This is a genomic window from uncultured Winogradskyella sp. (assembly GCF_947498005.1).
Lineage (GTDB): Bacteria > Bacteroidota > Bacteroidia > Flavobacteriales > Flavobacteriaceae > Winogradskyella.
In genome coordinates, this window is sequence record NZ_CANMIW010000006.1 from 23,027 (window position 1) to 44,645 (window position 21,619).

16 protein-coding genes are annotated in these 21,619 nt (G+C 33.9%); 10 read left to right on the top strand and 6 right to left on the bottom strand.

All coding sequences use genetic code 11. The features are described from left to right. Nucleotides 1–56 precede the first annotated feature (56 nt). On the top strand, nucleotides 57–2,537 hold the full coding sequence (locus Q0891_RS11660) for a zinc-dependent metalloprotease (protein WP_299101813.1): 2,481 nt from the start codon (nucleotides 57–59) through the stop codon (nucleotides 2,535–2,537). Between the two features lie 70 nt (nucleotides 2,538–2,607). Here Q0891_RS11660 and Q0891_RS11665 read toward each other — a convergent pair whose 3' ends face one another. Together Q0891_RS11665 and yiaA are read right to left on the bottom strand one after the other, a co-directional pair. Continuing rightward, nucleotides 2,608–3,303 (bottom strand): CPBP family intramembrane glutamic endopeptidase, encoded by a 696-nt coding sequence (locus Q0891_RS11665; protein WP_299101814.1) that lies wholly within the window; start codon nucleotides 3,301–3,303, stop codon nucleotides 2,608–2,610. Between the two features lie 74 nt (nucleotides 3,304–3,377). After that, entirely contained in the window at nucleotides 3,378–3,869 is a 492-nt protein-coding gene (gene yiaA / locus Q0891_RS11670; protein WP_299101815.1) for an inner membrane protein YiaA, read from the bottom strand. A 151-nt stretch (nucleotides 3,870–4,020) separates the two neighbouring features. On the opposite strand from yiaA, the gene Q0891_RS11675 reads away from it, so the two are divergent. The 3 genes from Q0891_RS11675 (at nucleotide 4,021) to Q0891_RS11685 (ending at nucleotide 6,518) form a co-directional block, all read left to right on the top strand. Further along, the gene (locus Q0891_RS11675) at nucleotides 4,021–5,523 is read left to right on the top strand and encodes a hypothetical protein (protein WP_299101816.1); all 1,503 of its coding nucleotides are present in this window, start codon (nucleotides 4,021–4,023) and stop codon (nucleotides 5,521–5,523) included. 82 nt (nucleotides 5,524–5,605) lie between these two features. Beyond that, nucleotides 5,606–6,073 carry a hypothetical protein gene (locus Q0891_RS11680; RefSeq protein WP_299101817.1) on the top strand — a complete coding sequence of 156 codons (468 nt, stop codon included), beginning with the start codon at nucleotides 5,606–5,608 and terminating at the stop codon, nucleotides 6,071–6,073. Nucleotides 6,074–6,173: 100 nt separating this feature from the next. Continuing rightward, complete coding sequence (locus Q0891_RS11685) at nucleotides 6,174–6,518, top strand: hypothetical protein (RefSeq protein WP_299101818.1); 345 nt, start codon at nucleotides 6,174–6,176, stop codon at nucleotides 6,516–6,518. A 35-nt stretch (nucleotides 6,519–6,553) separates the two neighbouring features. On the opposite strand, the gene hemL is transcribed toward Q0891_RS11685, so the two are convergent. The 3 genes from hemL to Q0891_RS11700 are packed head-to-tail and all read right to left on the bottom strand — an operon-like array spanning nucleotide 6,554 to nucleotide 9,592. Beyond that, complete coding sequence (gene hemL / locus Q0891_RS11690) at nucleotides 6,554–7,840, bottom strand: glutamate-1-semialdehyde 2,1-aminomutase (protein WP_299101819.1); 1,287 nt, start codon at nucleotides 7,838–7,840, stop codon at nucleotides 6,554–6,556. A 3-nt stretch (nucleotides 7,841–7,843) separates the two neighbouring features. Next, nucleotides 7,844–8,683, bottom strand: a complete 840-nt coding sequence (locus tag Q0891_RS11695; RefSeq protein WP_299101820.1) for a glucosaminidase domain-containing protein — start codon at nucleotides 8,681–8,683, stop codon at nucleotides 7,844–7,846. Nucleotides 8,684–8,686: 3 nt separating this feature from the next. Further along, complete coding sequence (locus tag Q0891_RS11700) at nucleotides 8,687–9,592, bottom strand: 1-aminocyclopropane-1-carboxylate deaminase/D-cysteine desulfhydrase (protein WP_299101822.1); 906 nt, start codon at nucleotides 9,590–9,592, stop codon at nucleotides 8,687–8,689. Between the two features lie 237 nt (nucleotides 9,593–9,829). On the opposite strand from Q0891_RS11700, the gene Q0891_RS11705 reads away from it, so the two are divergent. From Q0891_RS11705 to Q0891_RS11735, 6 genes are all read left to right on the top strand, one after another. Then, on the top strand, nucleotides 9,830–13,876 hold the full coding sequence (locus tag Q0891_RS11705) for a T9SS type A sorting domain-containing protein (protein WP_299101823.1): 4,047 nt from the start codon (nucleotides 9,830–9,832) through the stop codon (nucleotides 13,874–13,876). 369 nt (nucleotides 13,877–14,245) lie between these two features. After that, nucleotides 14,246–14,407, top strand: coding sequence for a DUF5522 domain-containing protein (locus tag Q0891_RS11715; RefSeq protein ID WP_173299313.1), 162 nt, complete (start codon nucleotides 14,246–14,248; stop codon nucleotides 14,405–14,407). Further along, a complete protein-coding gene (locus Q0891_RS11720) occupies nucleotides 14,407–16,416 on the top strand; it encodes a urocanate hydratase (RefSeq protein ID WP_299101825.1) in 2,010 nt (669 codons plus the stop codon). The genes Q0891_RS11715 and Q0891_RS11720 overlap by 1 nt, the downstream gene beginning before the upstream one ends. Nucleotides 16,417–16,434: 18 nt before the next feature. Further along, nucleotides 16,435–16,986, top strand: coding sequence for a DUF4136 domain-containing protein (locus Q0891_RS11725; RefSeq protein WP_299101826.1), 552 nt, complete (start codon nucleotides 16,435–16,437; stop codon nucleotides 16,984–16,986). A 143-nt stretch (nucleotides 16,987–17,129) separates the two neighbouring features. Beyond that, complete coding sequence (locus tag Q0891_RS11730; RefSeq protein WP_299101827.1) at nucleotides 17,130–19,010, top strand: SulP family inorganic anion transporter; 1,881 nt, start codon at nucleotides 17,130–17,132, stop codon at nucleotides 19,008–19,010. 136 nt (nucleotides 19,011–19,146) lie between these two features. Next, the gene (locus Q0891_RS11735; protein ID WP_299101828.1) at nucleotides 19,147–19,338 is read left to right on the top strand and encodes a cold-shock protein; all 192 of its coding nucleotides are present in this window, start codon (nucleotides 19,147–19,149) and stop codon (nucleotides 19,336–19,338) included. A 59-nt stretch (nucleotides 19,339–19,397) separates the two neighbouring features. On the opposite strand, the gene Q0891_RS11740 is transcribed toward Q0891_RS11735, so the two are convergent. Beyond that, nucleotides 19,398–21,485: a thiamine pyrophosphate-dependent enzyme gene (locus Q0891_RS11740; RefSeq protein ID WP_299101829.1), complete on the bottom strand. Its 2,088-nt coding sequence runs from the start codon at nucleotides 21,483–21,485 to the stop codon at nucleotides 19,398–19,400. Nucleotides 21,486–21,619 lie beyond the last annotated feature (134 nt).

Genomic DNA, 21,619 nt, shown 5'->3' on the forward strand with positions numbered 1-21,619 from the left:
AAAGATTCTCAGCTAAAACCTTATTTTCATCAAAAATTTCTAAAAACCAACTTATTTTGAAACATTTATCCCTCAAACTACTTTTAGTAGTTTCAGCTTTTCTTGCATTTTCTTGCTCTACAGCTAAGAAAGCCGGAAAATCAAAAAGTGCCACTGCAATGGCAAAGCCACCAGCGAAAAAACCTGGTAAAAACGATCCAAAACCTTATAACAAAGTCATTACTAAAGATGCCAAAAGTGATGCAGGTTTATTTACAGTACATACTGTAGATGATAAGTATTATTACGAGATACCAGATTCTCTTTTTAACAGAGAAATGTTAATGGTTACTCGTATTTCTAAAACTGCAGCTGGATTAGGTTTTGGTGGTGGTAAACAAAACGAGCAGGTACTACGTTGGGAGAAAAAAGGCAAAAAAGTGATATTAAGAGTTGTGTCTTATAATGTTGTTGCTGCAGATTCACTTCCGGTTAATGAAGCTGTAAAAAATTCAAACTTCGAACCTGTACTTTACACATTTCCTATTAAAGCATTCAGTAAAGATTCTACAAGTACTGTAATTGATGCTTCGCCTTTATTTCAAAAAGATGTGAAGTCATTGGGTTTACCACAATACAGAAGAAGACCTTACAAGGTAACACGCTTAGAAAGTGATAAATCTTTTATTGAAAACATAAAAAGTTACCCAACAAATATTGAAGCACGTCACGTAAAAACATATGCAGCAGGCGCACCACCTTCTAATTGGAGTACTGGTAGTATTTCTATTGAAATCAATAACTCAATGATTTTATTACCAGAGAATCTTATGAAACGTCGCTATTTTGACGAACGTGTTGGATGGTTTGCTAGAAGCCAAACAGATTACGGACAAGAAGATCAGAAGAGTAAATCATTAACATTTTTAGACCGCTGGAGACTAGAAGTTAAAGATGAAGACATTGAGAAATTTAAACGTGGAGAATTAGTTGTACCGAAAAAGCAAATTATCTATTACATTGATAGAGCTACACCTGTAAAATGGAGAAAGTACATAAAGCAAGGAATTGAAGATTGGCAAGTCGCTTTTGAAGCAGCTGGGTTTAAAGATGCAATTATTGCAAAAGATGCACCAACTGTAGAGGAAGATCCAGAATGGAGTCCTGAAGATGCACGTTACTCTGTGGTACGTTATTTAGCATCTCCTATTCCTAATGCAAATGGTCCTCACGTAAGTGACCCAAGAACTGGAGAAATTTTAGAAAGTGATATCAACTGGTACCATAACGTAATGTCGTTATTACGTGGTTGGTTCTTTGTACAAACTGCAGCGATAAATCCAGATGCACAGAGCCCTCAGTTTAAAGATGAAGTTATGGGACGTTTAATTCGTTTTGTATCTTCTCACGAAGTTGGTCACACATTAGGTTTACCTCATAATATGGGATCTAGTGTTGCCTATCCTGTTGAGAAACTACGTGACGCAGAATTCACTAAAAAATATGGCACAGCACCATCTATTATGGATTACGCGCGTTTCAATTATATAGCGCAACCAGGTGATGAAGGTGTTGCTTTAATGCCAGATATTGGAGTGTATGACAAATATTCTATTGCTTGGGGTTACAAACCTATTTTAGATAAGTCTGCGGAAGATGAAAAGCCAATTTTGAATCAGTGGATTATGGAACATGCTGGTGACCCAATGTACCGTTTTGGACACCAACAAGCTGGTGATGTAGTTGATCCAAGTTCACAAACCGAAGATTTAGGTGATAATGCTATGTTAGCAAGTGAATACGGAATTAAAAACCTTAAGCGTATTGTGCCAAACCTAATAGAATGGACAACTGAAGCAGGAGAAGGTTATGATGACTTAGATGAAATGTATGGTCATGTAATATCTCAGTTCAATCGTTATATGGGACATGTTTCTAATAACATTGGTGGTGTTTATGAACATTATAAGGCTTCAGACCAAGAAGGTGCTGTTTACAGTGCCGTACCAAAAGCTCACCAAAAGGAAGCTATGAAGTTTGTACAAGAGAATTTATTTGATACACCTGATTGGTTAATTGACAAATCTATTTTTGATAGAATTGAATTTACAGGTTCTGTAGAACGCGTTAGAGCATTACAATCTAGAACGCTTAATAACATTATGAGTTTAGGTAAAATGCAACGTTTAACGGAAGCACACACCTACGATAGTAAAGCTTATTCTTTACCAGACATGATCAAAGACCTTCGTTTAGGCGTTTGGAGTGAACTACGTAGCGGTAAGAAAATTGACACTTACAGACGTAACTTACAGCGTGCTCATATTGATAGATTAGGTTATTTAATGACTGCAGAGAACCAAAGCGGAAGATCTCGTAGTCCTTATGTAAAAGCTACTGCTGTTAACACAAGCCAATCAGATATTAGAGCTGTCGTTAGAGCTGAATTAAAATCTTTAAGAAGTTCATTAAGATCTGCTAGAGGTGGCGATTCTATGAGTAGAATTCATATAGCTGATGCTATAGAGCGTATTAATCTTATTTTAGATCCTAAATAAGATTAAACTTTATATAACAACTAAAAGGCTTCAAGATAACTTGAAGCCTTTTTTTATTCTTAAGTTTTTATTAATTTAAAAATTTCAAAAATACGTCTGCAAATGGATCTTGATTAACTACCGTGTAGTAAAACAATGCACCAAGCCAACCATGAAATAATCCTAACGCATATAAATTCTTAACTTTTAAATAAACATAACCATAAAAAATAGCCAATATAAAAGTACCAATCATTAACCAAACAGATGGATAATGAACGACAGAGAACAAAATTGCTGTAATAAAAATAATCGTAGCTTTTTTAATTCTTAACTTCTTTAAGCTATTTAGATTACCTGCAACAATTCCTATAGTTAAAAATTGTTGTACACTTCCCCATATTGGATATGTAAATAGAAGTGGTAAAATATGCCATGTTAAATTTATAGTACCTTGAATATATCCTATGATAAAAAAAGTTAAAACAGATACTACAGCAAAAGGTAACATAAGTTTAATTGCAGGTTTAAAATTATCAGTTCTAAATCCCCAATCTTTAAGAACCATCTTATCTTTTCTGTAGCGATAAATCACGTATATAGACCATGATATAATGGTTACAATAACATAAGTCAACCTGAAATTAAGGAAGTCTACACATATAAATTTGCAAATGGCTGTAATGAAAACTGCAATAATTTCACAAATCCTAATTCTGTCTGTTGTTGGTCTCGTGAGTTTTATATTATAAAACTCTACTAAAAAATTTGTAAGTCTTTGTTTCATGATAATATAAATTTAAAACCTCGCAATATGAATTATTACGAGGTTTTGGGTTACTAACTAACCTATCATCAAAACTAATCTTCGTTTTCTTTAGTTTCTAATTCAGTATTTATATAAGCTACATCACGTGTGTTTTTTTGAACAGCAATTGCCGCAAACAAACTTAATGTAAATGACATTGCATAAAACCCTTTTTCACTTAGCTCTAAAGTGGCATTCCAAAGCCCAATGGCTAATAATACAATTGACGCTATAGATGTAAACCAACTGATTCCAAAATACATCTCTGTGACCTGTATGCCTTCTAATTTATCTCGTACTGCTTTTTGAACTGAAATAACTGAAAATAAGCCAAATAATAAAATGGTAAAATAATAGCCCTTTTCATTGAGTTCCATGTTTGCATTCCAAAGACCAACGCAATATGCAACCATACCAATAAGTACCGCAGACCAAGATGCACCAATAAATGCAGGTGTTGGCTTGTGATTATATACCTTTTTTAAGTTTTTCTTTGCTTTTACTTTTTCTTCGTCTTTTAATGAGACTGTTGTTTGATAATTCATAATGTTTTGTTTTAATGATTATATCGCAAATCTCGAACTAATTAAAAGATACAGAAAACCAAAATAAAACATAACCTGACGATATATTTTAATATATTTATTAAAAATTACATATTTTAAAAGAATTTTAGTATATATTAATGACGATTAAATGATAGAATTAAAATCTATAATTGATACCTTTTCTTATGAAGATCAACAAAAATTTGTTAATTATCTTCAACAAAAGAACAAACGAAAAGACACCAAAAACATTCAATTATTTAAACTCTTATCAAATATTGATTCCGACTCAAAAACAATTTGCCAACAGATATATAAGGTAGATCACAGCAATGCATACCATGCTTTGCGTAAACGTTTATTTCAATCGTTGATAGATTTTACTGCGAATAAAAACCTAGAAGATGAGAACTCTATAGATATGCAGATTGTAAAATATATCTTAGCCGCCAGAACGTTTCTCCTTCAAAACAACTTCAATATTGCTTATAAAATTTTAAACAAAGCAGAACGATTGGCAGATGAGCATTTACTATTCCCAATGCTTAACGAAATCTATCATACACAAATACAGTACGCACCAAGTTTCACTAAAATAGATTTAGACGCTATAATTCTTAAACAAAAAGAAAATCAAAAAAAGCATCAATTAGAAGACCAGCTTAACATTGTTTACGCTAAACTAAAATCAGTTTTAAACAACATAGCACATCAAGGAAATGTTATAAACTTTGAATTAGAACTCGAAACCATCCTTAAAGAACACAGCATTAAAATTGATACTTCACTTTCATTTAAATCCTTATATCAAATTTTAGCTATAGCTCATATATCTGCATTAGTCACAACAAAATATTATTCTATTGAAAATTTTGTTCTAAAAAGTTACAGCTTGTTAAAGCAAAAAAAAGAAACCGATAAACAACTTTTCTATCAAATACATACAGTTTACATCATCGCGAACACCTTGTTTAGAAATAAAAGGTTTGAATCTTCATTATTATATATAAAGGAGATGGAACAGCTTATGCTACTAAAAAAGCGCACGTATTTCAAATCTTTTATTTTAAAGAAAACATTGGTAGAAGCCCTTAACCTCAATTACAACAATAATCAAGACAAAGCCATTTCTTTAGTAGAAAGCATAATGTATAAAAAACATGACGATTTAGAATCTCTTTTAGACTTGCGATTATCCTGTTTTATGTTTCACTTTCAGAAGGCCAATTTTACAAAAGCTAAATCAATTTCTTCTAAGTTTTACCATACTGATAAATGGTATATTGAAAAAGCTAATATGGATTGGGTAATAAAAAAAAATGTGGCTGAAGTATTACTTTATATAGAATTAAGCGAGGATGAGTTGTTTTTTTCAAGATTAAAAAGCTTTAAAAGACGCTATTCTAACTACTTAAAAAAGATAGGTCAAATTAGAATTCTAACTTTTTTAAAATTTGCCGAACAATACTATGTAAATCCTAAAAGCGTAACATCTATTGAATTTAAAACAACTCTTGAAAACTCCTTTAAATGGGTTGCTATCGCTAAAGAAGATATTTTTGTTATTAGTTTTTACGCATGGTTAAAAAGCAAAGTTGAAGAAGAAAATCTATACAGAACCACATTGCAATTACTTAAGGCAAAATGTTAAATTTCTTGTTAAATCTCAATTATTAATTAAACGAATTAAAAATAGTTAGGTCTAAACAGATATAACATAAAAATAAAACAACATGAAAAAATTAGTAATTATTGCCATAGCATTAGTAACCTTAAATGGATTTGCTCAAGAAAAGGGCGACAAAAAAATGAGAAAAGGAAATAGATCTGAAATGCGAAAAGACATGACGCCTAAAGACATTGCAGATTTAAAATCTAAACGATTAACATTAAAATTAGATTTAACAGACGTTCAACAAAAAAAAGTACAAAAGCTTTTCTTAGAAGAAGCAGAAACTAGACAAAAATTTAAAGATAGTCGTAAACTAAAAGAAGGAGAGAAAAGAGAAAGGCCTTCTCAAGAAGAATTTGTAAAAATGCAAAATCTAAGATTAGATCAGCAAATACAAATGAAACGTAACATGAAATCAATCTTATCTGAAGAACAATATGCTAAGTTTGAAAAAATGAAGCCTAGAAAACATAAAAAAAGAGGTGAAAAAGGAAAAAGAGGCGAAAATAAGCGCAGAGAAAAGAGATAAACCCATATTATTACATTAAAAAGTATCGCTTAGTCGATACTTTTTTATTTTATTGAATAAAATTGTTACTTTAGTGACCAATTTAATTAAATAGTCCATAATGAAAAAAGTAATTACTCTATGTTTATTCGCATTTGCACTGTTATTAGGTAGCCAAACTATGGTTGCGCAAAACAGCAAATTAGAATTAATGAAAGAAATAAACGCTGCAGCTAATAAAAAAACTGAAGCGTTAAGAAAATACGTAAAACTAAATAACGAGCAACGCGACGAAATTTACGAAGCATTAAAAGTCTACGGACAAAATAGAGCTAATGTTGCAGACAAGCCAATCAATGAAGAAGATGATGCTAAAATTGAACAGCAATTAAATGATAAAGTTCAAGCAATTTTATCTGAAGAACAATTTGAACGATACAAAACGTTTGTAGCAGAAAATGAATAAATCAAAAAAAGCCTCGCAATTGCGAGGCTTTTTTTTTATAATGTTTTTGCAACCTGCTCAACAGCAGCAATAGTTTCATTTAAATCTTCGTAAGTTAAAGCGTCAGTTATAAACCAAGTTTCAAAAGCACTTGGAGCAATATATATTCCTAGACTTAACATACCGTGAAAAAACTTTTTAAAGGTATCATTATTACCTTTTGCAGCAGAATCAAAATCAACTACTGCCTCATCAGAAAAATGAACCGATATCATAGAACCAATTCTATTTATCGTAAAGATCACATTATTTTTATTTAATGCTTCCTCAATACCATTATGCAGATATTTAGTCTTTTCTTCTAACCTATTCATTAAACCTTTATCAGCATCTATTTCCTTTAACATTGCCAAACCAGCAGCCATTGCCAACGGATTTCCGCTTAAAGTCCCTGCTTGATAAACAGGTCCAATAGGAGCTAAATAATTCATTATTTCATTTCTAGATGCGAACGCACCAACTGGTAATCCTCCACCAACAACTTTACCAAAACAAACAATATCGGCCTTAACACCTTTTAGCTCTTGCACACCTCCTTTTGCAAGCCTAAACCCTGTCATTACCTCATCAAAAATCAACAAAATGTTATTGTCATCACACAGCTTTCTTAAACCTTCTAAAAAGCCATCAACTGGAGGAATACAACCCATATTACCAGCTACAGGTTCAATTATAATCGCTGCAATTGAGTCTTTATTTGCATTTATTAATTCCTTTACATTTTCTATGTCATTATAAGTTGCTAGTAAAGTGTCTTTAGCTGTGCCTTCAGTTACACCTGGACTATTGGGAGTACCAAAAGTAATAGCGCCACTACCAGCTGCAATTAAAAAGGAATCACTATGTCCATGATAGCAGCCAGCAAACTTTATAATTTTGTCTTTTTTAGTATAACCTCTTGCCAATCGAATAGCACTCATACAGGCCTCAGTACCTGAGTTTACAAATCGAATTTTATCTATATTTGGAACCATCGAAACTGCCAATTCTGCAATTTTTGTCTCTATTTCCGTTGGCATACCGAATGAAGTCCCTTGCTTTGCCTTGTCTATAACGGCATCCACAACAGGCGGAAACGCATGACCTAACAGCATTGGTCCCCAAGAATTTATATAATCTATAAAGCGATTGCCATCCTCGTCAAATACATATGCACCTTTAGCTGATTTAGCAAAGATCGGAGTTCCTCCAACCGCATTAAACGCTCTTACCGGTGAATTTACACCTCCTGGAATTACAGATTGAGCTTCTTTAAATAAAGCACTGCTTCTTTGATATAACATAAATTAATTTGGAATAATTAGTTGCTGACCAACTTTAAGGTCATTTGATTTTAGATTGTTCTGAGATTTAATTGCATCAACAGTCGTATTATATTTTCTAGAAAGCGAATACAAGGTATCACCTTGAGAAACTATATGCTTTTTAAAAACCTCTTTCTTCTTTCTACCTTCAATTATTGTTGTTGACTTTCTTTTTTTCTTAGATTTTGAAGCCCCTAATACTTCTGCGTCATATTTATATAATTGATAACGCTCAATTAAACTAATTAACTTTTGAGGATATTTCCTATCCGTGGCATAACCTGCAGCCCTCAAACCTTTTGCCCAACCTTTATAATCATCCGGTTTTAATTTAAAAAGACTTGCATAACGTTTCCTGCCTGTTAAAAATTTAGAATGATCATCATAAGACATTTCTACTTTTTTGTATTTTCTGAAACATTCTTGGGATCGATCATCGTCATGATAGATTTTTGCGCCTTTCCACCCATGACATTTTATTCCGAAGTGATTATTAGCCTTAACTGCCAAACGACCTTTACCTACACCAGATTCTAAAACACCTTGAGCTAGGGTTATGCTCGCCGGTATTTTATGATTTCTCATATTATCTTTTGCTATCTCAGAATAACGATCTAAATAAACCTCAACAGAATTACGTGCGCCCTTATCTTTTACAATAGGTTCCTCCTTAACATCTTCATTTTGTTTTTTTGCTGACTTATCTTTAACTACAACTGTTTTTTGCGGCTTAGTCGTTTTCTTTTTTGTTACAATACCTTTTTTAGGACCACAACTCATAGCGGTCAAAACAATTAATAATATTAAAGTTTTAAATTTCATTACTTATACTTCTATTAAAGGCTGATTTTTAAGTTTCAATTTCTCGTTTACACCAATTATGCCTTGCAATCCACCGGTGTGGACCACTAAAATTTTTGATCCATCAGGAAAATATCCTTTTTCAATTAAATCAAATATACCAAACATCATTTTACCCGTGTAAATTGGGTCTAACGGAATATTATAATCCCTCTTAAATGTATTTATAAACGAAATTAATTCTGGCTTTATTTTACCATAACCACCAAAATGATAATCAGTTATTAACCCCCAATTATCTTGATTTGCAAAATTACGAATATCTTGATTTAAAAAATCACCTTTTAACGCAGGAAAACCTAATATTTTCTGATTCGCATTTGACGAATTAATAATCCCTGAAATTGTACCTCCTGTTCCAACAGCGCAACAAACATAATTAGCCCTAAAATCTTCATTCTTTAAAATTTCCTCACAACCTTTTATTGCTAAATTGTTGGTACCTCCTTCCGGAATTAAATAAAATTCGCCAAACTCATTAATGAGCGTATTAACAAATGAGTCTTTTGTTTTCCGCCTATATTCCTCCCTAGTTACAAATTTAAGCTTCATACCTAAAGATTTAGCCAAAGTTAATGTTGGGTTTAAATTTTCTTTATAAACTAGTTCTTCTCCTCGAATAACACCAATGGTATTTAAGTTATTAAGTTTTCCAGCATAAGCTAAGGCCGCAATATGATTAGAAAACGCACCACCAAAAGTCAATAAAGTATTTTTCTCAAGCGCTTTGGCTTGAGAAACATTGTACTTCAGTTTTCTATATTTATTACCCGAAATAATAGGATGAATTAAATCTTCTCGTTTGACAATAATTTCAATTGAATAATTATCTATAAAAATTTTTTGATTTTGAATACTAACTTTCTCCATTGTAAACAAAGATAAGTAACACATTTTAATTATAAACACACAATATAAGTAAGAAAAAATGTACAAAATACCGTTTATCGGTGTTTTTAATCGTTTTAACGGTAAAAAATTATTTTTTCTGTGATTTTTTTACTACACTTGACGAATTATTTGAACAATTAATCCAAATTAATATTAAGATTAAGCTAATTAGTGATGATTATCGTTGACTAATATTAGTCTAAAACCCTACTTATTATGAAGAATACTTTACATTCTCTTTCCATTAAACAAATCAAAAAAACTAATGGACTTAATAAAAGATCAAGTATCATTTTAATGATAGGTCTACTCCTATTAACCAGTAATTTTGCACACGCCCAATTACCAATAACGTATGACTCAAACGCTGACTTCCAGACTTGGACAAACAATGGAAATAGATCAGGTCGTTTTAATAATAGTAGTTGGTCTTGTTCAGATAGTTACTCCCTATACACTAGAGGTAACAACACCAGTAGAAATATAAATACCTCTCCCGAAATTAACTTAGAAAGTTACAGTGAGGTCACAATAACTTTTTGTCATAAAGCAGTTAATATGGAAAATGGAGAAGGCTTTAGACTTCAGTTCTACAATGGATTTAGCTGGTCTACCGTAGACACGTTTACTCTTGGCACAGATTTCAATGTTCAAGGCTCTAATAGTGAACACACCCTTTCTGCAACACTAACAGATGCCGTATACTCTTTTTCAAATAACTCAAGATTTCGACTATATGGTACAGCTAATAATGACAGTGAATATAATTTTTTTGATGACATAACTATTACTGGAATAGCTGGTACACCTCCTAATGACCTATGTTCTAATGCAATTATGCTAACTTCAGACACCAGTTGCAACCCTATTACGGGCACAACTATTAATGGAACTCAGTCATTACCTGGATGTACTGGCACGGCTAATGATGACGTCTGGTATTCTTTCGTAGCCACAGGACCTGAACATACTATAACTGTAGAAAGGTTATCAATTTTAGACATCGTATTTGAGGTCTTTACTGGTGGATGCAATGGAACTTCTTTAGCCTGCGAAAACAGCACTAGTACGACAGGTGATGAAACTACAACATTGTTAGGTTTAACTACCGGTAGCACATACCACATTAGAGTATATAGTAGATCAAGTAGTACAGGTCATGATGGTACTTTTAACATATGTATTACAGAACCAACAATTCCACCGCCACCAAATGACGATTGCTCAAATGCCATTTCTTTGAACCCAGAAATAACATGTAATCCTGTTACAGGTACCACTATTGGTGGTACGGAGTCACTATCAGGATGTTCAGGTACAGCAAATGATGATGTTTGGTATTCTTTTGTTGCCGAAAGACCAGAACACACCATTATTGTAGATAGATTATCTATACTCGATATTGTTTTTGAAGTTTTTGTTGGAGGATGTAATGGATCTTCATTGATTTGCGAAAACAGCACTGGAATAACCGAATCAGAAACTACAACATTAGTTGGTTTAAATGTGGGTACCACATATCTCATTAGAGTCTACAGTAGATCTAGTAGTACAGGACATAATGGAACTTTTTCAATATGTGTATTACTGCCTTGCGAAGCAACTAATGTCTTAGGAACTTCGAGTTTAGCTTGCCCATCTGTAGATGCTGGAGGGTTAGGTTCTTCCGGTTCAGATGTTAACATCAATTGCTCTATTGGTAGCACAACTTTAGAAGCCAACTACCTTCAGTTAGGAGAAACTTCAAACTATAACGTAAATACCATTGATTACAATCCTCCATATCAGTTCGGGTGTTTAGAAAACCCTGTGAGTGTTAATGTCGATGATGTTTGGTCTCCAGTTGTAAATTTACCATTCGACTTTTGTTTTTATGATAACACCTACAATTCATGCGTTATTGGTTCTAATGGCGTGATATCTTTTAACGATGGATTAGCTGGCACATCATCGGGATGGAGTTTTACAGAAAACATACCAACATTCAATAATACATCAGGTCGCTACTATGGAGCATCAATCTTCGGAGTACATCATGATGTAGATCCAAGTGCTGGTGGCGAGATTGGTTATCAACTCATAACATTAGATACTGGCTGTAGAGCACTAGTTGCTGCGTGGAACGATGTGCCAATGTATGCTGACAACTCTTTGAAATACACAGGAATGATTGTTCTTTATGAAGACACTAATATAATTGAGGTATACATTGAAGAAAAGGTAGCACTTAACAGTTGGAACAATGGTAACGCATCTGTAGCAATTCAAGCAAACTCTGTGACTGGATTAGCCGCTCCAAATAGAAATTCATCTGATACCAATTGGTCTGTAACAAATGAGGCATGGAGATTTACACCATCTGGAAATTCTATCACTACACTAAAATGGTATGAAAACTCAATATCTGCAGCCAATGAAATTATTGATCCAAATAATGATGGTATAATAGTTGTTGAACCAACGGAAACCACAACTTATTTCGCAGAAGTAACATATGATTTGTGTAGTGGTGCAACCTTAGTAGAGTTAGATCCAACAACAGTAACTGTTGAAGGGAAAAAGACCTGGAATGGCTCACAAAGTACAGCCTGGGAAAACCCAAACAATTGGACACCCGTTGGCGTACCTGTAATTACAAATTGTATTACAATCCCAGATACAGCGAACGACCCAATTATGTTAAGCTCTACCGACGGCTTTGGATACAATTTGGCCATAGAAGATAATGCATTATTAACCCAGCAAACCAATGCGTCACTAACAATTGAAGATGTCATTCAAATTGACCCAAATGGAGATTTAGAACTCACTGACGGCTCAAGTATTATACAAATAACAGATGTAAATGTTAATAAAAATACTGGAACAGCAAGAGTACAACGTAAGGTTGATGGACTAAATAATTATGATTATGTTTATTGGTCTTCTCCCGTAGACGTTTTTGATATTGAAGATATTTCTCCTGGCACGTCAAATAGTCTTATTTTCGAATGGATTCCGACTGTAGCTAATGGGACAGCTGGAAATCACGGAAACTGGACAAACACAAGTGAAGATATGGAGTTGGGAAAAGGCTATATTGTACGTGGACTTTCAGGCACATCAATTACCAACACAGCAGAATTTAATGGCACACTAAATAACGGTAAAATATCTTACCCAATATATAGAGGAACTTATACAGGTGCCAATTATGCAGGTACAGCTAACACAGCAACATCAGAAGATGATAACTGGAATTTACTAGGTAACCCATATCCATCTGCTATTTCTCTAAAAGATTTTGTAGACGCTAATCCTGCTATCGATGGCACACTTTATTTTTGGCAACATTCAACACCAGTTAGCAGCTCTATTGACACTCCTTTTTATGAAGGTTATGCATATAATTATTCAGATACGGATTATTTAGCAGCCAATAGCCTAGGATCTACACCTCCTGGTTTCAACGATTACATCGCATCTGGTCAAGGTTTCTTTGCACTAATGTTAGATTCAGCACCTACAAACAGTAATGTTACTTTTAGCAATACTATGAGAGGTAATTATGCCAACGATGGTTTTTATAGAAGTGCAGACACCCAAGAAAAGCATAGAATTTGGTTAGATTTAGTTAGAGAAGACAATACAGCACTATCAACTTTAGTTGGCTATATCACTGATGCAACAGATGGCATTGACAGATTATACGATGGCTACTCCATCAACAAAGGTGGTGATCAATTCTACTCACTAGTAGCAGATGAAAAACTAGCGATACAAGCTAAAGGCATACCGTTTGTTGACACAGATACCATTCCATTAGGATTTAAAACTTCTAATGCTGGCTCGTTAACAATTTCAATAAACCAATTAGACGGAATGTTCATAAACTCTGATGAGAATATTTACTTAGAAGATACACAATTAAATGTTATTCATGATTTAAGAGCAAACCCATATAGCTTTACAACAACAGAAGGGGAAATAAATGATCGATTTATCCTGAGATTTACAAATCAAGCCTTGAGCATAAAGGATGAAGAAATCATTTCTGATTTAGATATTAGATCAATAAATGATTATATCAAAGTCACATCAAACTTAAACTCTATTATATCATTTGAATTATTTGACCTTACCGGAAGATTGATTCATCAGAATCTTAAAATTGACAACACAAATTATAGCCTACCAACTAACAACTTAAGCACTGGGCCTTACTTTGTGAAAATTTCATTACAAAATGGAGCCGCTGTTTCTAAAAAGATAGTTATTCAATAAAATAGTTTACAAAACTGTAAAAAGACTTTGATTTTAAATAATCAAGGTCTTTTTCATTTGCATATGCTTCTCGTTCAAACGAAATATTTTTATAGGCCAAATCCCAATTTCGGTATGTAACCAATTTAATCAAAAATTCAATGACATAAATAATAAAAAAAGGAACAATCAATAATTCAATTTGTTGCTTCAGATGTATTTTCTCATGGTTTAAAAGTGTCTTGCTCCCTCTTAACCCTTCAAATTTTAACAACACAAAAGGAAAAATAGTTATCCCAACATAACCTCTCGGTACCAGATATTTTGATATAATAATCACACCTATTATCCTTTCAAAAATCACACCAAATTACATTATCTTTGTTTAATATGAAGAATTATGTCCCAATTGAAGATGGAGACTACTATCTCACACCAGAAGGCTATCGTTGCTTTACAGAACAATATCACTTAAAACGTGGTTATTGTTGTGAAAGTGGCTGCAGACATTGTCCTTATGGATTCAATAAAAATACTTTAAAAAAAAAGTAATGCAAACATCTACATTATCATTTAAAGATCAGATTTTAGAAGGTATCCCAGAAACATTACCTATCGAGAAACCTTACGACACAAGCATAAACCACGCTCCAAAGCGTAAGTCCGTTTTATCCGAAGAGGAAGAAGAATTAGCACTAAGAAATGCATTGCGCTATTTCGATAAAAAACATCATAAGGTCTTAATTAAGGAGTTTCAAAATGAATTAAAAACATACGGAAGGATATACATGTACAGATTTAGACCTGATTACAAAATGTATGCACGACCAATTGACGAGTATCCTGCAAAATCTAAACAAGCTGCTGCTATCATACTTATGATTCAGAATAATTTAGATTACGCTGTAGCCCAACATCCTCATGAGCTTATTACCTATGGCGGAAATGGAGCTGTTTTCTCAAACTGGGCGCAATACAGGTTAACTGTAAAGTACCTTGCAGAAATGAATGACGATCAAACTCTCGTCATGTACTCAGGTCATCCAATGGGACTATTTCCTTCACATAAAGAAGCTCCTCGTGTAGTTGTTACTAATGGTATGATGATCCCTAATTACTCAAAGCCGGATGATTGGGAAAAATTCAATGCACTCGGCGTTACTCAATATGGCCAAATGACTGCTGGTAGCTATATGTACATTGGACCACAGGGAATTGTTCACGGAACAACTATCACTGTTTTAAACGGGTTTAGAAAAATAAAAAAAGAACCTAAAGGAAGTCTATTTGTAACTTCAGGATTAGGCGGCATGTCTGGTGCACAACCTAAAGCTGGAAATATTGCTGGTTGTATTACGGTGTGCGCAGAAGTAAATCCAAAAATAGCACAAGTAAGGTTAGACCAAGGATGGATCGATGAAAAAATCACAGACTTAAATGAACTCGTTAGCAGAGTTATTAAAGCAAAAACAGAAAAAGAGACGATCTCGTTAGCTTACCTAGGAAATATTGTAGATGTATGGGAAAAATTTGATGAAGCTAATATTCTAATAGACTTAGGTAGTGACCAAACATCACTGCACAATCCATGGGCTGGTGGTTACTACCCTGTAGGTATTTCTTTTGAAGATGCCAATCAAATGATGGCATCCAATCCAGAACTATTTAAGCAAAAAGTTCAAGAAACACTTCGTCGTCACGCAAAAGCAATTAACAAGCATACGGCTAAAGGCACATATTTCTTCGATTATGGTAATGCATTTTTGCTAGAGGCCTCTAGATCTGGCGCAGATATCATGTCTGAAAGTCCTACTATTGGTCGCGAATTTAAATACCCGAGCTACGTGCAAGATATTATGGGACCAATGTGTTTTGATTATGGTTTTGGTCCTTTTAGATGGGTTTGCGCATCTGGTAACCCTCTAGATCTAGCTAAAACGGATAAGATTGCATGTGAAGTTTTAGAAAGCATAATGAAAAATTCTCCAAAAGAGATTCAACAGCAAATGGCAGATAATATTCAATGGATTGAGGGCGCACAAGACAACAATTTAGTCGTTGGCTCTCAAGCTCGAATTCTATATGCAGATGCAGAAGGTCGCGCTAAAATTGCAGAAGCTTTTAATAAAGCCATACAAAAAGGAGATTTAGGATATATTATTCTTGGTAGAGATCATCACGATGTTTCTGGTACAGATTCTCCGTATAGAGAAACTAGCAATATATATGATGGTTCACGTTTTACCGCAGATATGGCAATTCAAAACGTCATTGGAGATAGTTTTAGAGGTGCAACCTGGGTAAGCATCCATAATGGTGGTGGAGTTGGTTGGGGTGAAGTTGTAAACGGAGGTTTTGGTATGGTTCTTGATGGAAGTAAAGAAGCATCTAAAAGACTAAAACAAATGTTATTTTGGGACGTTAATAATGGAATCGCTAGACGTAGTTGGGCCAGAAATGACGGTGCTATTTTCGCTATAAAACGGGCAATGGCAAAAGAACCAAATCTAAAAATTACATTGCCAAATAGTGTTGATGATGCTATATTCAATGAAGTATAACACTTAAATAAAATGACCATGAAAAAACTACTCAAATTCACTCCTATTTTACTTTTATTAGTAATTCTATCTTCTTGTAGCTCAGTAAAAGTTACCGCTGACTATGATAGAGAATCTAATTTTGACGATTACAAAACGTTTGCTTTCTTTAAACCTGGTATTGACAAAGCAGAAATAAATGACATTGATAAGCGCAGGATTTTAAGAGCTATTGAAGCTGAATTATTAGCAAAAGGCTATACAAAATCTGAAAATCCAGATATGCTAGTCAGTATATTTACTAAATCTAATCAACGTGTTGACGTTTACAACAATGCTTGGGGCAATGGTGCTTGGGGTTGGGGCGGTTATGGTGGTTGGGGCTGGCGCTCTGGCTGGAATAACAATCAAGTTTCAGTTTCAACTCAAGGTGTATTATTTATTGACATTTTAAATTCTAAAAAGAAGGAGTTAATATGGCAAGGCTCAGGAACAGGAAATCTTGAAGTGAAAAACACAGATAAAAAAGACGCTCGAATTAAAGAATTTGTATCTGAGATGTTCATGCTATTTCCACCCGAAGTAAAATAATGAAATTTAATTTTAGCATTAAAGCACTAGTATAAAGCTAGTGCTTTTTTTGTTTCAAATCATATTTGATTAGGCATTAAAACTAAAACGTATATCTTTGCCGCCTTTTAGAAGAATAAATTATGAAACTCGGGTCGAAAACAATGAAAAACTTTACTCAAAACCCTAAGAATGATATTCTTTCAGGTATCACAGTGTCATTAGCAATGATCCCAGAAGTTGTTGCTTTTGCATTCGTAGCTCAAATTAGTCCTATTGTTGCACTTTTTGGAGCATTTATCATTGGTATAATTTCTGCTTTATTTGGAGGTAGACCAGGTTTAATTTCTGGAGCAGCAGGCGCTGTGGCTGTTATTTTTGTTCACATGATACAAGAAGGCCACGCCAAAGGCCTCCTATTTGATACTCCCGTAGAAAATATGGGTTATTTTTATTTATTAGCTGCTGTTGTTTTAATGGGAATTATTCAAGTATTGGCAGGCTTATTTAAGCTTGGGAAATTTGTTCGTTTAATTCCTCATCCAGTAATGATGGGCTTTGTTAACGGATTAGCCATAGTAATCTTCATGGCTCAACTAGGTATGTTTAAAGAGAATACAAAAGACATTTTTGGGCAAAACATGCGCAAAACGGAATCTAAAGAGCTAGTCTATAATGTACAAAACAATACTGTTAACGATTTAATTTCTGGCACAGCTATTTTCTCAATAGATAATGAATCGGTAAAAAGCATTAATACTGGTAAAGAAGTATTTGTGATTGCAGATAACCAAGTATACGATATTACTACGAAGAAGGTTGTTTTCAACTTTCAAAATAATGGTTTTTATTCTGTAAAGGATAATGGTGTCGTTAAATCCATTATGCAAGGCAATAAACTTTACATCATGATTGGTCTTGTTTTATTAACCATGTTTATAATTTGGGGCTTACCTAAATTGACAAAAAAGCTACCAGCAGCGCTTACTGCAATCTTAATTGTCACACTAATTTCTATTTTTGGAGGACTGCAATCCATTAATGTTGGTGATTTTATTAGAGATGGTGGAGGTGCTGGACTCAACGGTTTTGATGAATTATCTAGTAAACTAAACCTCGTAGAACTTTGGAGCCATCTACCATTTAATTTAGATACACTAAAATTCATTGCACCTTATGCATTTTTAGCAGCATCTGTTGGCTTAATTGAAACATTGATGACAATGAATCTGGTGGATGAATTAACGGATTCAAGAGGTAATGGAAATAAAGAATGTGTTGCTCAAGGCGCAGGTAACATGTTAAGCGGATTGTTTGGAGGAACTGGTGGTTGCGGAATGATTGGCCAGACCGTAATTAATATTAATGCAGGAGGACGAGGCAGGTTGTCTGGTGTAATGATGGCCATTACATTATTAACCTTTATACTCTTCGCTGATAAATATATTGAACAAGTGCCTATTGCTGCTTTAGTAGGTGTAATGTTTATGATGGTAATAGAAACATTTGCCTGGTCTAGTTTTCGTATCATGAAAAAAATACCAATGTCTGATGCCGTTGTACTAATAATAGTTTCTGTTGTAACTGTAGTCTTTGATTTAGCTATCGCAGTATTTGTAGGTGTTATAATATCTGCATTATCATTTGCATGGGAGAACGCTAAGAAAATTAGAGCCAGAAAACGATTTAAAGAAGATGGTACAAAAACTTATGAAATTTGGGGACCACTTTTCTTTGGAAGTATTACTTCTTTTAATGAAAAATTTGATATAAAAAATGATCCAGATATAGTTGAAATTGATTTTGTTGAAGCTCGAATATCAGACCACTCTGCTATCGAAGCTATTTTTATTTTAGTTGAAAAATATCAAGCTGCTGGCAAGACCATTAAATTAAAACATTTAAGTCAAGACTGTAAAGTTTTGCTTTACAAAGCGAGTCCAAAATTTAAAGACGTAATAGTTGAAGCCATTGATGATCCAAGATATCATTTAGCTGAAAACCCAGAAAAATTTACAAAATCACTTTTTGAATACGATATATAAACATTAAATATGCCTTATTTAATATTCTATAGACTAAGGCTTAGGCACTTACCTTATTTTATAAATTTTAAGACTCAAAATAATTGAATATCAATTAATTAGACTACATTTACCACTTAATTTAATATATTATAATATGAGTACTGGTACAGTAAAATTTTTTAATGACTCTAAAGGTTTTGGATTCATAACAGAAGAAGGAAGCGGCAAAGAGCATTTTGTACACATTTCTGGTTTAGTTGATGAAGTAAGAGAAGGAGATAATGTAGAATTCGATTTAACCGAAGGAAAAAAGGGATTAAATGCAGTTAATGTAAAAGTTATATAATTATATACCTTACAATCTTTTTAAGAATAAAGCCTATCTTTTGGATAGGCTTTTTTAGTTTAATAATTGAATAACTTTTCAATCTTAGCTTTTACTTTTTCAGTTGAAGGAATCATAGTATGCTCTAAGGTAGAATTTAAAGGAATTGCAGGCATATTTTCACTACCAATCGTCATAACTGGAGCATCCAAAAACTTAAAACACTCTTCTTGAATCTTCCCAGATAATGCGCGTGCAAAACTATTATTTGAAGGTTCTTCAGTTACCACTAAACACTTACCTGTTTTCCTAACCGATTTCATAATTGTGTCTTCATCTAAAGGAAATAAAGTTCGTAAATCAATCACTTCAATTTGGTCTTGCATACCTAGTTCTTCACTAGCATTCATAGCCCAATGCACTCCCATTCCATACGTAACAATGGTTATTGTTTCTACATTTTCTTGTTTCCAGATTTCTTGTAAAACCCAAGCTTTACCAAAAGGTAATACATAATCTTCGCTTGGCTCCACAGATGTTGCGCCTTGTGTTCCTGGAACTTTAGACCAATACAAACCTTTATGCTCTAAAATAACTACAGGATTTGGATCATAATACGCAGCTTTCATCAAACCTTTTAAATCGGCTCCATTACTTGGATAGGCTATTTTAATGCCTCTGATATTGGTAACCACACTTTCAACTGAAGATGAATGATAAGGACCACCACTTCCATATGCTCCAATTGGTACACGAAGTATCATACTAACTGGCCATTTTCCGTTAGATAAATAACAACTTCTACTAACTTCTGTAAATAATTGATTTAATCCAGGCCAAATATAATCGGCAAACTGAACCTCAACAATGGGTTTTAATCCAGCAGCACTCATACCAACAGTTGAACCTACAATAAAGGCTTCTTGAATTGGTGTGTTAAAGACTCTGTCGTCCCCAAATTTTTGAGCTAAAGTAGCTGCTTCTCTAAAAACACCACCTAATCTACCTCCAACATCTTGTCCGTAAAGCAAACATTCTTTATGCTTTTTCATCAGTTCTTCAACTGCGAATAGTGCGCAATCTACCATTACAACTTTATCTGCGCCTTCTGGTGAGCGCGTTCCTTTTTCTTCGGTTATTGGTGTTGGTACAAAATCGTTAGTATATAAATCTTCAGGCTTTGGATCTTCAGCTTGTAATGCTTTTTCAAAGTCTAATTGCACTTTCGCTTTTGCAGAATTTTCTATGTCTCCAATTTCTTTTTCTGAAAAACCGACATCTAATAATTGTTGTTTGATAACTGGATAAGGATCGCGAGAACGCGCTTCGTCTAAATCGTCTCGATACCACTCCATTCTTACACCAGACGTATGATGATTTAATAATGGTACTTTGGCATGCACTAAAAATGGTCTACGCTCAGTTCGGATAGTTTCTATTACTTTCTCTAAGGCTTCGTAACTTTCTGTAAAGTTGGCTCCATCAATTGAAATAGCCTCCAAACCGTGAAAACCTGCTGCATATTCTGCTGCGTTCTGTGCTCTGGTTTCAGCCGCATTTGCCGAAATATCCCAACCATTATCTTGCACTAAATATAGGATTGGCATTTGCTTTAATGCTGCCATTTGGAAAGCTTCGGCTATTTCTCCTTCGGTTACTGAAGCATCCCCTAAACTACAAACTGTGATTGGTTTTAAAGCCGTATCCACTGTGTTTGAATTAACAGGATCTGACTGTAAACTATAATCCGCTAAACCTTGTAATTCTTTATACTGCATTCCCATTGCAACTCCAGTTGCAGGAATAGCTTGCATTCCTGTAGCCGAAGATTGATGTGGAATTTTTGGTTTATCGTCGTCCTTTAAACTTGGATGCGAGTAATAGGTTCTTCCAGCCGAAAACGGATCGTCTTTTTTTGCTAATAATTGCAACATTAAATCATAAGGTTCTAAACCAAATGATAACAACATCGCATCGTCTCTGTAATATGGAAATGCATAATCTTGCGGCAATAACTGCATACCTAAAGCAATCTGGATAGCTTCATGACCTCTAGACGTTGCGTGTACATATTTTGAAACCTGTTTAAAATTAGCCTCATATAATTCTGCCATAGCTTGCGCTGTGCAGAGTTTGGAAAATCCTTTTTTTAGTGTTTCTTTTTTCATTTTATGCTGAATTTATTTCAGTATCTATGACCACAAAAGCGGTTGCATTTTGTCATTCCTGCGCAGGCAGGAATCTATTTTGTTCTTTTTATTTTGGATTCCTGCCTTCGCAGGAATGACAATCTCTCGTCAGT